Below are 14,599 nucleotides of genomic sequence, written 5' to 3' on the forward strand. Positions count from 1 at the left end.
TGTTTTGACCCTTTGCTAGTTTTTCGGAACGATTGCATGCTCTTCGGCTTTGGCATCCCTGCGCGCTCTACCGCCTAAGTCCATTTAGGCGCGCACAATTCTAATTAGTCACATCCCTGTGACGATAAATCCGAAACCTACAAAAGCTTATCCCGCTAGTTAAATTTTCGATAATGTCTTACGACTTGACCCCATCGTTTCTTCTATATAGATTAACCTATATTTTCGTTTGGTATTGTATACATCGAGTCGCTCAATTGGCTTATAAATCTATTCAGCGATGGTATTAAATTTTTTTAATTTTTGAGGAATTATGATGAGAGTTATATTTGGACCGCAAAGGCTTTTAAGGGTTTGCTTTTTGATTGCTGCTTTGTTTGTTTATGGTTACGAAAATCGAGCGAATGCTGAATCTGCTCCGGATTTGATTTTGCCTGCAGAGCAATTTCAAATTAAAGGTGAATTTCTTTTGCAGACTAAAGAGAAACTAACGATAACGCTGCATACGAACACTAAGTTTTATTTTATTGAACATGGAAGTGGTGAAGGTGTAGAAGGTGTAGAAGGTGTAGAAGGTGTAGAAGGTACTTCTTGGTACCACGATATATTAGAAGCCTTAATTTGGGATGTTCTTAGAAATTTTGTTAAGCAGTTAACAAAGGATGATCTTGTTAATATGCCCAAAGAAGTGTTTGCTCTAGATGTACTGGTCAAGCTAAATGAACGCGAATCATCATTAGGCTTTAAATTTGAATCTTTTGAAGTTTCCAAAATAATTTTGCCAGAAGAATACTTAGATACACTCAGGGGTATACATAAATCCTTATTGCGCGAGACCAATTTATTAATAAGTGAACTAGATTTTCTGGAGAGCCGACATCAATTTGTATCAACACTAAATAAATGCGAAAACATAAATTTAGAACTGATTGATAAATTGTCCAGTGATTTTGAAAGTAGCCTAAAATCTATAACGGATAATGAGCGTAAAGTAATTGATGAAGAAATACAGTTCGAGCGTATAAGGCAGGTTTATGCTGAAGATCCCACAGGTAATAAAAATCTAGTCCCTAAGTTGCAAAGCCTCGAACAGAAGATTCTAGAATCTAATGACACTCATGCGATGAGCATAAGAAATACCCAGGACACGCAGCAAGATCTTGAGTGGACTAAACGTATTTTCACACAATGCCAAAAATCACAAAAAATAGATTCAAGTACCAAGGAAAATACCAATCAATTTCTTGATAGGCTATTGAAAGATATTGAATATACAAAGCAAACAATAATGCGTAACACGAAAAATCTGAATGAAATAGAAAATAATTTTTTTGACGTTCCCATGTAGATAGATGACACACAAAAATATTCTTCACCTTACTTTTCACCATACTCCTCACCTTAACAAAAGCTGAGGCTCAAACTACTTGATTTCATACTGCATAACTAATCAAGTAATTTGAAGTAACGAAAAGTAGCTAGGGAGAAAGTTAGAACTGAATGACCAATTAGTTGATATGGTTGCTGATGGTTATGATTTAGCAATAAGAGCGTCTAGGCAGTTGCCAGATTCAAGTTTAATCAGTCGTAATTAACAACTGTTGATGTTGTTACCATTGCTGCGCCTAGTTATTTAGAGCGATGGGGCGTGCCTTTGACTCCTGATGATTTAGTTAATCATCGCACGATAAATTTTAGGTCTTCTGTTAATCAAAATATATGGCAATATCAAGATAAAACGGGTGGCAAACAACAGTAAAAGTAGACAGTCATTTAATAACAAACAGCGCTGAAATGGAATTGGCAATGTGTATTGCTGGGCAAGGTGTAGCAAGAGTGCCCAAATTGGTTTTAACAGATGAGGTGAAAAAAGGAGATTTACTGCTTTTGTTTGATGATTATCTGCCTGTGTCAGTTGATATATTTTTGATTTACCCAAGCCGGAAATATTTGTCATCAAAGGTCAGAAGTTTTATTGATTTTTTGGTTAACAAAATAGGGTAAGATAGCAAACAAAAAATCATTTGAATTTTTAAGGCCACAACAAACTTTGTAAAATATTTCATGTTGAGGGTTACTATTTAGAGGGGCACTATTTAGAGGGGCACTATGTAAAAGGTCACCCTTAAATCCCGCATAGAAAATCCCACATAGACACCCATATCATTAGCAACCATACACTAAATAAATAATTCAAAATTTCAAAATTAATTGGCAGTATCGCTTTTAAACGCTTTAAGCCAAATCGTTCTGATTTTGACTATAAGTGCTCAATCGTTCCAGTACACCCATCGCGTCCAATGTCCATGTTATGTTTATTATTAACATGAATTATGAACACACCTAGGCAGACGATAAACGTCATTCGTTAAAATAATTCTGACGTTCTCACTGGCACACTTTCTTATTCCAAAATAAGTTCAACCATTTTTTTATTTGCCTTTCAATGGATTTCCATGACTTTCAATGTAAAGGTCCATAGTTTTCTGTATGGTTTTCCTTTCCATGGTTTTATTAAATTTTCACTCTCAACCTAGACTAAAGTCTAGGTCTGTTACTGACCTTTGTTCTATATCCACTTTTTGTTGTTGTCCTCATAATAATAAAACCATTCACAACAAAGTAAAATAAAATGATTAGAAATAATACTTATAAGCTTTTTACACTATCTACATTATCACTTGCTGTTTTAGTCGGATGTAATTCAGATGACAGCAGCGCTCAAACCACTGAAGTTTCTTTTGCACCTAAGTTTAATGCCCTAGTTGCAAGAAACGGTTTTGAACGTGCAGCAGATCTATCTGATCTATTTTCTGGATCAATGGAAATTAAAGATATTAATGGCGATCTTGTAGACACGCAAAGCTGGTCTGTTTATTTAGAAGATGAAACCATCAACGGCCCGTTTATAGCAACCTCAAATAAAACATTATCATTAACGCCTGGCCAATATACTTTCAATTTAACTCTACAAAAAGGCGAACACACTTATTTAGGATCGGTTGTCGATCTAATTGAAGATGGCGATACTGACATCGTACCGATGACAATCAAACCTGTATTAGGTGTAACCACTAAAAACACAAACATCACTGGTCGTGTTGCCGAATTTGAATTTAACTATCCACAAGGTGAATTATTAGCAGTGGGCGCAACGCACTTGAATGTCAGTGTAAATAACGGCGTTGCAAGCAGCTATATTTTAGATGCTCAATCTGGAGTATTTTCAAATAACTCAAGCGTTTGGCACATTATGGAAGCAGGTGCTCAAAACATCACACTTGAATTATTAAAAGATGGTGAAGTCATTGCACATTCTAAAGATGAACAAGAATCACAAACGATTGTTTACGGCCAAAACATCAGCATGGATTTAATTCCATTATTTGGTGAGGTTGCTTTTGATATTACTGAAAATGGTAATGATGCTACGTTCAATTTCACCGTTCCAGCTGAAGTAGTAAACGAAGCAGGTGGTGCAAATAATTTAGATGTACGCTTTCAAGTAAGTGGTGATAAAAATAACGCAGATCAATTACTGTCCACTTTAACGATTGATGGAAATGGAGATGGCTCTATATCAGTGACATTACCTGACTTTCATTATGACACGATGGACATGGCTCTTACGTTTATCGATAACATCACAAATGAAGTGATTGGTAACTGCACGGGTGTAAATGTGGCACTTGATCAAAATAATAAAGCATTTAATTGCGACATTACTTTGCGTCGTCGCGCTGAATTAGGTGGCTCATTATTAGCAAACTACGCTTTTAACGTATTTGATACCGACGGACAACCTGTCACAAACGCTTCAGTATTTATTGATAGTGAATTAGCAGGTATCACCGGTAGTAACACTTCTTTAACTGCTGGATATTTAAATACATTCATGCAATCTGGACAACACGTTATTTCAGCTGAAAGTGACACACTTTACGGTGAATTGAATATTACCGTTGAGCCTTTAAGTGTAAAAAACGTAGACATTATTTTAGATAACGTGAAATCAATTGTTGATGGTGTTGAATTTCGTTTCAGCGCAAATGGACAAGTGGCAGGCATGAGCTGTGTATCAGTTAATGAACCACTTGACCCTTCAGGTTGGGCAGATAATTACATGTGTGCTTCTGAAAATATCGGTATGCAATGGAGCACTGAAGGTCCAATTGCTAACATGACATGTACAAATATTTTTGAAACCGTAGACCCTGATTTCACATTGAATAACTTCTTATGTTTACCTGAAAATTCACCTTTCGAATTTGAATGGAGCCCAGCGAACCAAATTGCTAATAAAACAAATATCAGCTGGAATGAACCGTTAGATCCTAACACTTGGGCAGATAACTTCTTAGTGATTTCATTGGCGCCAGTGAACACAACAATTGTAATCGATTCGTTTAATGCTGGCAGCATTGACTTAACAACTTTCGGTTTAGGCGGTAGCTCAGCATTTGGATACTATGAAGGATTAGGCCCTATTAATTCATCGCGCCAAGTACAAGTACGTGATGCTTGGAGCAATACTCAAGGATGCTGTGTTCAAATGACAATTGATGCTGAATTAGGAACTATTTCTAGTTACGGCGGAAATACTGCAAATGAACACCGTGTTTTTTATGGGGAATCTATTGGAGATTTAGGTGGCATTGGAGTCAAAAGTGAGTTGAATTTATCCTTAAAATTAACAGACATTATTTATGTTGATGTCGTAAATTTCCCATTAAATTCAAACGCAGTATTCCAAATCACATTAATTTCTTCAAATGGCAATAGACTCACTTGGAGTAGCTTTAACATGCCAATTGGCATGAATACGATCAGTTTAGCCGAGTTTTCAGGCGTATCTGAAGCTAATTTAGCAGATATTGATGGGATAGTTTTGGATATATCCGCGCATAATGTTACAAAAGAAAATGGATTAATAATCTCCGAAGTGGGAATTCAAGTAGCACAATAAACTTTATTAAAAACAACAATCAATTCAGCTAGTTCATTTCATATGAATTAGCTGAATTCTTTATAAGCATTTAGAAAGGAAATTATATTTCTGTTAGATGAATTACTCCCGATTTAAATTAGTGAAAATATCCAAATATTTATTCTAAAACTCTTTATTTTTTTGGAATAATAACTGAGAAAATCGAACCTTTATTTGGATGAGAATCCACACTTAATGTATAACCAAGTAATTTAGCTGTACGCTGAGCAATAAATAATCCTAAACCCAAGCCTTCATTTTTATCACCTCTTACATAATTTTCTTGATAACACTCACTAAAAATCCGAGATTGTTCATCCTGTGCTATTCCAATTCCCGTATCTTCAACACTGATTAACATATGACTGTCTTTTATTTGGCAATCAATACAAATTTCTCCAAACTGTGTATACCTAATGGCATTAGAGATTAAATTACTTAAAATTTGGTTTAACAATATTTCATCTGTTATTAATGATATTTTGCATTCTGGCCAAGTAATGATTAAGCCTTTATTTTTTGCCTGTGGACTAAACACACTCTCTAAATTATCAAAAAAATAGGCCAAATCCACCTCTCTAATATCCGCTTTTACTCCACCAGATTCGAGCTGTGAAATATCCAGTAATGCATCAAATTGATGTTGTAACGAATTCGCCACTCTTTGAATTTGACCAATCAGTTTTTTCGAACGCTCATCATGATCTGACTCACTTAATTCAGATGAAAAAAGTGTCAATGCATAAAGTGGCTGTCTTAAATCATGACTTGCAGAAGCTAAAAATTTTGACTTAGCTAAATTTGCTTGATCCGCCCTTAGTGTTTGCGCTTTTAATTCCTCAATCAAATCTTGATTTGCAAAACGTAGCTTTAATGACTGTATAAGTATCCTGTTATTTTGCACGCTGAAATAAGACATTGAAATCACAATTAAAATCGAACACAGTCCAATTGAAATATAAATTGGCTCATCCATTTTAAAAAATAACAAAACTGTGGCAGGTAAAAACAAAACCGGAAAATATGCAAAAAATGCAGGTTTATAAACCGACAAAGTAGACATAGAACCTGCCCCCATCCCCATTAAAGCAAGCATCATAAACACCTGATGATTGAATGTCAGCCCTGGAAATATGACAGCAACGCCCACACCCCACACAACACCAGCCGCCCCACACCCCAAAGAGAACAAATTTAGTTTAAATTGTATGTTTTTTTTAAAATCATCTTTAAAAATATAATATATAAAAGTTCGGGCAGTTATAACCATAAACAACAACCCCCACCAAGTGAAGAGTAAAACTGTATCAACCATTCCTAAAAAAGCAAACACCAACGTAGAACACACTATTATATTTGCAGAAGCAGAAATTATGAAACCAGCATTCAGTCGACTAAACTGTTCTAATAAAATCTGATGATCACTATTTTTTTCTAATAAAACTTCATTCATAAAAAATCACTCCTAATGAAACATATTCAACTAAAAAATTAATTATATTTCAAAAATATTTTTTAGTTGAAACGCTGTTCCACACATTACAACGAATAAGATTACAACTTAGTCGGAACAAATTTATTAGGGCTAAATATTCCTGATGCATCCGTAGTCTGTTTAATATCCAAACAACGTTTATAATCCGCTTCAGAATAATAATTACTCCAACTCTCACTCATATTCAGATTACCGTGTGTCGCCCAAAACCAACGATGGCTTTCAATTGAAAATTTACCTTTTTCTCCCACGCCTTCTGAATGATTAATAGATTGCCATGCAGTTGCTTTCTCTAATGAACCATTAATAGTAGGATCATAAAAAACATCCAAATTGTATCCAACATTTACATCGCGCCACGCATAGGCAGTTCCGTTCTTTTTATTTTTAAAATATGCAGAATCTTCACCACCAAAACACTGACACTGACAAAACAACATCAACCCTTCCTTGCCTCTACCCAGCATTTGATCAATGCGTCCCACTGCCCATGTTGGCCAATCTTTTTGAGCCACTTCATTGGTGACTTGTCCATTTTTCATATAAGGGTAATTAAATTCACGAGTTCCTTTGTATGTCCACAATGTATTGACTGCTTTTGATATCGGTGTAACGACATTGTCATTACATCTAATGGATAATAATTTAACCGCATCTAACTCGATCGCTTTTAATATTGATTTAGGATGTTCAAATGCTTTATCCAGAATTTTTTTAATCTGATCACACCATTTTTTATCATAAGCCGTTCCGTTGTCAGAAAATTGAAAATAAACCAATAACACCTCAAACGGTGAGGAGAAATTTTTTCCAAAATACGTGCACATATAATCATCTTTTGAAGCAAATCCAGTTTGATTTAACAGCCAATTCTCTTCAGCTGATGTGACTGTCAAACTAAAATCATAATCACCTGGTGCATTTTTCCAATCAATAGTGAGCTGAAAAAGCTCCTGCAACACGGTTGTATTCTTTATAAGATCATACGGAACAAACTGCATAAAAGATCGGGACTGACTATGATCCGAATCTTTTAATGGTTTGATATAAATATGAGTCACAACACCATAATTTCCAGGTCCACCACCCAGAACGGCAAAAAATAAATCTGGATGACTTTTCGCATCAACACTAATAAATTTGCCATCTGCTGTGTACATATCAAATGAAATTAATTGATCAGAAAACAATCCAAATGCTCGACATAGCTGCCCGTAACCACCAGTTTGAACATGGCCACCCACAAACACGTCATAACACTGACCCGTTGGCATAAACAACCCCATCTCTTCTAATTTTTTATTAAATTCAAGTAAGGTGTAACTCACACCCACTTTGAGAATGCCTGTTTTTTCAGTATATTCCCAATCTCTAAATGTTTGACTTATATCAATTTGAATATTATTACTTGCCGTAGACGAAAGACCTGAATATTGATTGCCTCCTGTACGTACAGCAATGGCTAAATTATTATCACGAGCATATTTAATTGCCTGTTTGATATCAGCATCAATTTCTAAATCGGTACCACTTGGAGTAATAATCGCACCTGGCGACATGTCTTTTATTGGATGAGAAGTCGACGCATATTGATAGGCATATTGCTGATATTCTGAACTGTCTTTTGTATACACAGAACAATTAAAAGTTGGAAGTTGCGGTATAGTCATATATTAAAACCTTATTATTATTGTTAATTACATAGAAATTTTCATTGTTAAAGTCGATAAATTAAATTTTCAAAAAAATTCAACTTTAAAAAATTCAACTTTAAATAGAAAAGTTCACCAAAAAAATTACTTCATATTATTTTTTAAACTTAGGAAAAACTATTTGCTTCGATGACAGCCTGCGTTCTATTTGTGACACCTAATATTTTAAAAATGGTGGTGACATGCATTTTTATCGTACCTTCTGACACATTCAAACGCGACGCGATGACTTTATTTGATAGACCCTGCCTTAACAATGAAAGTACTTCGTTTTGTCTCGGTGTCAGTGCAATTTTGTCTTTTTCAATATTATGAGGTGTATAGATTCCCCCATCCAAAACTAAACGAAGCACATTTAGCATCACCACACTGGTTGTATTTTTAGGTATAAATCCTTTGGCTCCGGATTGTAATGCTCGCTCTACTTCTCTTTGAGTATTTGAAGCAGTCACAATCACCACAGGGATATGTTTGTAATTTTCAGTCACATAAACCAACAATGAATGCCCGCTTTTCCCTGGCATATTTAAATCTGTAAGGATCAGTGAAATATCTTTATTATTTTCAATTTTATGTAATGCATCTTCAAAATTTTCAGATTCTAAAATAACCACGTCATCTTCGATTTTATTAAGCACATAACTTAAACCTTCACGAAAAAGTGCATGATCATCTACAACAAGTATTTTCATATTTTTTTATTTCACAAATTATAATAATGCTAAAATCAAGTTCACTTTAATCAGGTAATCACATCAAAATCTACTGATGCCTACATAATTTAAAGTTCAATTTTTTATAAGTATCCATCATATATGGACTCACTGACTTTTAGCAAATGAAAAAAACCTAATTAGTCCTATATCCAACCCTCGCACATACTGTACAAATACACAGCACTATTCAAAAAATAAAAGGGTAATAAATGCCTATAAACAAAATTCAATTTTAAAAAGGCCTTAGCGATCTTGGATTCATTGAAGATTATCGAACAGATAAGCAGTGTTTTATTTAATATTTTGGGAACTGGATATAGAGGCAAGCCTGAAATCGACACAACACACGACACAACAGGACAGACAACGCAATAGACACAATAGACACAATAGACACAATAGACACAATAGACACTCATAATACTGCATTACACCACATTAATGCGAAAAGCGGTTGCCAGGGTTCAAACTTTTACAAAAAACGATCAAAACTTATCGGGTCTACTGAGTGTAACTGCCCTATTGCATACCGATACTCATTCAAGAAACTTAAATTTTCACCCGAATGTACATTTAATGATTCCAGCAGGTTCACTATCCAAACAAAAAACCTGGATCGCGCATTGCAAAAAATAGACAATGATTCACCTGCATTAAAATACCTGTCTCAATATTTATATCGAGGTGTATTCAGTGAAAAAACTTACTGCCATGAATTTTTTTTAAAGATTATTACAACATGTATCACCAAATGGTTTCATTGCGAAGTCATCTGTCCTAGCTGTAAAAAAAATAATGACATATTGTGGATTGATTAAATCAAAAATAAAGATAGAAAAATGCGAACGATTGGGGCATAAAAAAAGGATAGGTATACGTGATAGGTTTAAACCAGAAAACTAATGGGGTAAAAATATTTTATGACACTGATTTAATTGAGTATTACCCAAAAAAAGGAAACAGTAGAATGAGAGTAAGGATGCCTCTCAAATTTTAAACATGGCAAAATTGAAGGAAGCCAAAACTCAGAAAAAAGTCACAGAAAAGAAAAACACTATAAATGAAGACCGGGCTTGTACAACAATAGAATTAAGTTGCGGCTACGCGCAACCTATTCTTATTTATTATACGTTTTCTAAATGTTGGTAGAAAATATCAGAAAATTCGATTGTTTCTGACTTTTCAGAAAGTAACCGAGCTTTGACTTGGTTGGTGACTTTATGAGAAAGAATAAGCTCTCTAAAATCTCCTTGTAATTCATAATTAAGTGCAGAAATCAGGACACTTAACATTCTAAGTGAACATAGTTTTGCAATATTGTTAACATCAGAAAATATTAGCCCTTCTAGAAAATCTTTACTTAATAATAAGTCGTAAGCGTGCTCTTTTAGCCAAATATCAGTATTTTCTTCTTTGATAATAAAAACACATAATTTATTAAAATCTGAATTTTTTCGACAAGATAACTCTGTTAATGCTGATGTTGCACAGCTCTGCTCAGAATCGTAATCTTTAATTAATTCAATCAAGACTGAATCATCTACTACATCCCAATCCGGCTCTTCAGGGAATATGAATTGAATTTCTTGTGCTTTAGTAAGATTAAATTTCATCATATGTACGTATAACGAGGCTGTAGAAAAATTAACTCTCTAAAACCAGTTTAAAAATTGTTTATTTTATAGGCTAAAAATAGCCTCGTTTTTTAAAATCTAGATAGGTAATGGCATTAAAAAATAATTTTAATCCACTCTCCGCACGATGATTTTTTGTGGTTTTAATTTTTCTACAGCCTGAACGCCGCAATAAGCGGCAAGATAAACGTTGGCTATAATTGTTGTGAGGAACGAACAGCAGCCAACGTTTAGATGTCCGTTTTAATTGTCTTTGTTGAACGTTTCACTTTCTTGATCCATTCCGTGTCTTCTTAAAACACACCTGAATGGAACAATCTTATGCTCACTATCCGCGTATGATGAGAAAAAACCTCTGAACTCACGTCCATTTTTAACAAGCATGAGAGATAAGCTGCCTCGATCTATATGGCCACTATGATTATTTTCATACTCTCCAGTAAGGATTAAGTTTTTGAAAGAGCCACGCACAGAATAGGTGTGTATATCGGATGCTCCTCCGATTTCGACTATTTCACCTTTAATTTCATGGCCCACTCTTTCAAATTGTGCACGGACTTCAATAGGAGAAAACTTCGATACGGCTATAAAAAACCTTCGCCCAACAACCTCTGAATCATTGATTGTGTCGGAGTCACCCTCACCAACATCATTTGCAATCAGCTCAGCCTCTATATTTCTTTGGCTTCCATCGTGGCCGATTGCAGTAGCGCTTATTTGATTAGTTTCAGAACTTTCACCACTGCGTTTTTCTTTCCTAGATTTCTTCCTTCTGCGTATTTCAGCCATTCCAATTTTAATTCTACGTTTATCAATTTCGTCAACACCGATAAATGGAACAAGAACACCGTTCCACACTCCCTCTATCTTAACTCCTCGATATTGAAGATTTTCTAGTGTTGGCTTTAGATGAGACCTAAATGTTATGGATAAAACAACTAAAAGCCCTGCGGTAACAACACCGCTTACCACACCGTTAAAAATTGGTGGAGCCCATTGAGAATGAGAATTGAAAAAGCTGGCATCAAAGTACCTGTAAGCAAAAATCCCTATACCTAGCAGTAAGGCCAATGGTATTAGCTTGATGATTACTTTACCTATTGCTTTTAAAAATTTCATTATTGGTTCCATGTGGTGACTTCCAATTTACGTAATCACGGTAGAACGACCCATTACTGAGCCGACCCCGTACAGATCCGGACGTGCGGAATTACCGCATCCGGCTCTTCAGTTTATTCACCCGTGTAAAGGCAAACTATTTAATACCAGTCAACAACTATGTATTTCTTGCTAACTCGCATCGGCTTAATTTTAAAATACTCTAACATCTTCATGTAATTTTGCCAGTTATAACTTTTACGACCACTTCGCCTATTCAACCACTTGAACAAACTGTGTATCACAAAATTTGATAACGTTGATAAACTTCGACTATTATCTGGAAGTCCAAAATAATTTTGAAATCCAATTAATTTTCTTCTCATCTCTGGCAACCAACAATTTAACCTTCTTGATCGCGACGTCTTGATAAAATCATAATATTTTTCAAAACTAGCACGCATCTTTTTAGTAGAAGTTCGACGTCTTAATCTTGGTTTTCCCTTTTTATCTTTACACCAATTAAAGGCAAACCCAAGAAACTCAAAACGGTGCTTCCTACTCGGAAAATATGCACTAAACTTGATTAAGTTTGTTTTCTCTTTAGCTAATTCAAGACCAAACTTTCTTAATCTCTCGGGTAATGATTGATAAAATCTGGCCGCGTCTTCTTCCATTTCAAAAGCACAAACAAAATCATCCGCATAACGAATCAACATTGCCTTACCTTTTATTTTGGGTTTCACGACTTTTTCAAACCATAAATCCAGCGCATAATGTAAATAGATATTGGCTAGCACAGGGCTAATTACACCACCCTGTGGTGAACCTGATTTCGATTTTACACACTCACCTTCAGGCATTTTCACTTTCGCTTTTAACCACTGATTAATCAAGTTTAGAAACGCTTGATCATCCACTCGTAGTTTCAACATGTCCATTAACCATTTATGATCCAACTCATTAAAGAAACCTTTAATGACTGCCTCAACAATATAATGATAATTCTTATATTGAAGATTTAGATTAAGACTATAAATCGCTTGATGCGCACTTTTGTTTGGGCGATAGCCATAGCTATTTGGTAAGAAATCCGCCTCCCAAATACTTTGCAGAATTTGACTGGCGCACTGTTGCACTAACTTATCTTTTACCGTCGGTAATCCAAGCGGACGAAGTTTATCTTTACCTTTTGGGATAAAAATTCGCTTCACATGATCCGTTCGATACTGTTTAGCTTTTAATTGTTGAGATAGTTTATTTATATTTTCAACAACAAGGACTACCAAGACAGACTGATTTGATACTGCAAAAAAATAATGACATTTTGTGGATTAATTACATCAAAAATAAAGATAGAAAAAGTGCGAACGATCGGGGCGTAAAAAAGGATAGGTATACGGGATAGGTTTAAATCAGAAAACTAATGGGGTAAAAATATTATATGACACTGATTTAATTGAGTATTACCCAAAAAAAGAAACAGTAGAATGAAAGTAAGGATGTCTCTCAAATTTTAAACATGGCAAAATTGAAGGAAGCCAAAACTCAGAAAAAAGTCACAGAAAAGAAAAACACTATAAATGAAGACCGGAATGATGACGCAAATGGATGCACTAGTGGCATGACAGCAGGATGCTTTGGAATGACCAACAATAGGTTAATTTAAATCAAAGTAGTTGCGGCTACGCGCAACCTATTCTTATTTATTATAGCTTTTTACGTAGCCAATGAACATGTGTTTTTAATCCACAATTTTTATAAAAAGACAAAGCAGCATCATTGAACCCCCAAACCTCTGTAAATATGTCTGTTGCACCACGATGCTTACAATAACGCTCAATTATTAAATTAAGCTCTTTACCTATACCAATTCCTCTATAATCTGGCTCTAGGTATATCTCTTCAATAGAGCCTATTGTAATAGGTTGCGATATGGGTGACTTGACTTCACGAATTAAACCAACTGCAAAACCTATATATTGTTCATTATTTAATACTACATAGGCAAAAGTATTTTCTGTGGATATATATTTAGAAAGGTCTTTTACGTCAGCAATTTCGCCAGGAGCCTTAAAGTATTCTGGCTCAGCAATATAATGCATCTCGTTTAACTTATACAGTGCAGAATACATGTATTCCAGATCATCACCGTTCGCACCTCTTATTTCTGCCACGAGTTCTCCACTGCGCTATAACGAGGCTGTAGAAAAATCAACTTTCTTCAACACTCATTTTTAATTTAATTAATTTCAAACAGTATATTCATTCTCATACGATATTTGAAACATTAATTTCACCAATTAACTAATATGCAATTTAGATATTATTAAGTGAGTGAGTGACTGTCTTCATTGTTATTGGAGCATACTTTGCGAAGCGAAACACAATGAAGGCGGAGAGTTTTTCGTCGGTTTTAATTAGTTTGTTATAAGGCTTTTTGCTCAAAGCACAGACCAGTGGAAGCAGGATTTAATTTTGTTCCATTTTCCTCTGTCAGCGTTACAGCAATACGATAATTGTTATGTAATATATTTGGGATTTCTAACGAATCACAGGATGTAGAGCCTTTATTTCTAAATCTAATGTAAATAATATCATCAAAATCACCATTAATAATATTATTTATTTTAAATTTTAAGACTGTGTTTTGTGTTTCAAAATTTAATACATCTGGTGAAATATCATACTTAATTTCATTTTCGATGTTAAATTTCTTTCCATCAACCATTTCTAATAACTCACCTTCAAATACAGATGCACCTATATTTATATCATGCGTATTATTGCAACCACAGGCTAAAGAATATTCTGAAATTAAAAAAAATAATGATAAAGTAATTAATATCTTTATTAGCATGGCTGCCTTACGCTCTAATAAACCGCGCAACAACGCGGAGCTTTCATTATGTAAAATTCGCGAAGCGAAACACAATGAAAGCGGAGTGTTTTGCGTC

The 14,599-nt window shown here is 34.7% G+C and carries 11 protein-coding genes and 1 pseudogene; 4 read left to right on the forward strand and 8 right to left on the reverse strand.

The window, feature by feature from the left end; translation table 11 throughout:
* Window positions 1-316 precede the first annotated feature (316 nt).
* From TYM08_RS18345 to TYM08_RS18355, 3 genes and pseudogenes are all read left to right on the forward strand, one after another.
* On the forward strand, window positions 317-1,348 hold the full coding sequence (locus TYM08_RS18345) for a hypothetical protein (protein ID WP_422380602.1): 1,032 nt from the start codon (window positions 317-319) through the stop codon (window positions 1,346-1,348).
* A gap of 416 nt (window positions 1,349-1,764) precedes the next feature.
* Window positions 1,765-2,004, forward strand: a pseudogene (locus tag TYM08_RS18350) (LysR substrate-binding domain-containing protein); the annotation flags it as partial.
* Window positions 2,005-2,632: 628 nt separating this feature from the next.
* The gene (locus tag TYM08_RS18355) at window positions 2,633-4,966 is read left to right on the forward strand and encodes a hypothetical protein (RefSeq protein ID WP_422380603.1); all 2,334 of its coding nucleotides are present in this window, start codon (window positions 2,633-2,635) and stop codon (window positions 4,964-4,966) included.
* A 154-nt stretch (window positions 4,967-5,120) separates the two neighbouring features.
* Here the strand turns inward: TYM08_RS18355 and TYM08_RS18360 are convergent, their stop codons facing one another.
* The 3 genes from TYM08_RS18360 to TYM08_RS18370 all read right to left on the reverse strand — a co-directional run bounded on the left by TYM08_RS18360 (window position 5,121) and on the right by TYM08_RS18370 (window position 8,886).
* A complete protein-coding gene (locus TYM08_RS18360; protein WP_422380604.1) occupies window positions 5,121-6,440 on the reverse strand; it encodes a sensor histidine kinase in 1,320 nt (439 codons plus the stop codon).
* Window positions 6,441-6,541: 101 nt separating this feature from the next.
* Window positions 6,542-8,152, reverse strand: a complete 1,611-nt coding sequence (locus TYM08_RS18365) for an FAD-binding oxidoreductase (protein ID WP_422380605.1) — start codon at window positions 8,150-8,152, stop codon at window positions 6,542-6,544.
* 149 nt (window positions 8,153-8,301) lie between these two features.
* Window positions 8,302-8,886, reverse strand: coding sequence for a response regulator (locus tag TYM08_RS18370; protein WP_422380606.1), 585 nt, complete (start codon window positions 8,884-8,886; stop codon window positions 8,302-8,304).
* Window positions 8,887-9,351: 465 nt separating this feature from the next.
* Here TYM08_RS18370 and TYM08_RS18375 point away from each other — a divergent pair, with 465 nt between their 5' ends.
* The gene (locus TYM08_RS18375; RefSeq protein WP_422380607.1) at window positions 9,352-9,546 is read left to right on the forward strand and encodes a transposase; all 195 of its coding nucleotides are present in this window, start codon (window positions 9,352-9,354) and stop codon (window positions 9,544-9,546) included.
* Between the two features lie 488 nt (window positions 9,547-10,034).
* Here the strand turns inward: TYM08_RS18375 and TYM08_RS18380 are convergent, their stop codons facing one another.
* From TYM08_RS18380 to TYM08_RS18400, 5 genes are all read right to left on the reverse strand, one after another.
* On the reverse strand, window positions 10,035-10,523 hold the full coding sequence (locus TYM08_RS18380; protein WP_422380608.1) for a hypothetical protein: 489 nt from the start codon (window positions 10,521-10,523) through the stop codon (window positions 10,035-10,037).
* 264 nt (window positions 10,524-10,787) lie between these two features.
* On the reverse strand, window positions 10,788-11,663 hold the full coding sequence (locus TYM08_RS18385) for a hypothetical protein (RefSeq protein ID WP_422380609.1): 876 nt from the start codon (window positions 11,661-11,663) through the stop codon (window positions 10,788-10,790).
* A 140-nt stretch (window positions 11,664-11,803) separates the two neighbouring features.
* Window positions 11,804-12,931, reverse strand: coding sequence for a group II intron reverse transcriptase/maturase (gene ltrA / locus TYM08_RS18390; RefSeq protein WP_422380610.1), 1,128 nt, complete (start codon window positions 12,929-12,931; stop codon window positions 11,804-11,806).
* Between the two features lie 420 nt (window positions 12,932-13,351).
* On the reverse strand, window positions 13,352-13,819 hold the full coding sequence (locus TYM08_RS18395) for a GNAT family N-acetyltransferase (protein WP_422380611.1): 468 nt from the start codon (window positions 13,817-13,819) through the stop codon (window positions 13,352-13,354).
* A gap of 251 nt (window positions 13,820-14,070) precedes the next feature.
* Window positions 14,071-14,532 (reverse strand): hypothetical protein, encoded by a 462-nt coding sequence (locus TYM08_RS18400; protein ID WP_422380612.1) that lies wholly within the window; start codon window positions 14,530-14,532, stop codon window positions 14,071-14,073.
* Between the last annotated feature and the right edge of the window lie 67 nt (window positions 14,533-14,599).

It is taken from the genome of Marinicellulosiphila megalodicopiae (genome assembly GCF_045862395.1).
Taxonomy (GTDB): Bacteria; Pseudomonadota; Gammaproteobacteria; order Pseudomonadales; family Natronospirillaceae; genus Marinicellulosiphila; species Marinicellulosiphila megalodicopiae.

What these genes read in the sequence shown, in the direction of transcription:
- TYM08_RS18360 (WP_422380604.1), bottom strand. Translation starts at nt 6,440, where the DNA reads ATGAATGAAGTTTTATTAGAAAAAAATAGTGATCATCAGATTTTATTA.
- TYM08_RS18375 (WP_422380607.1), top strand. Translation starts at nt 9,352, where the DNA reads ATGCGAAAAGCGGTTGCCAGGGTTCAAACTTTTACAAAAAACGATCAA.
- TYM08_RS18380 (WP_422380608.1), bottom strand. Translation starts at nt 10,523, where the DNA reads ATGAAATTTAATCTTACTAAAGCACAAGAAATTCAATTCATATTCCCT.
- TYM08_RS18345 (WP_422380602.1), top strand. Translation starts at nt 317, where the DNA reads ATGAGAGTTATATTTGGACCGCAAAGGCTTTTAAGGGTTTGCTTTTTG.
- TYM08_RS18355 (WP_422380603.1), top strand. Translation starts at nt 2,633, where the DNA reads ATGATTAGAAATAATACTTATAAGCTTTTTACACTATCTACATTATCA.
- TYM08_RS18365 (WP_422380605.1), bottom strand. Translation starts at nt 8,152, where the DNA reads ATGACTATACCGCAACTTCCAACTTTTAATTGTTCTGTGTATACAAAA.
- TYM08_RS18370 (WP_422380606.1), bottom strand. Translation starts at nt 8,886, where the DNA reads ATGAAAATACTTGTTGTAGATGATCATGCACTTTTTCGTGAAGGTTTA.
- TYM08_RS18385 (WP_422380609.1), bottom strand. Translation starts at nt 11,663, where the DNA reads ATGAAATTTTTAAAAGCAATAGGTAAAGTAATCATCAAGCTAATACCA.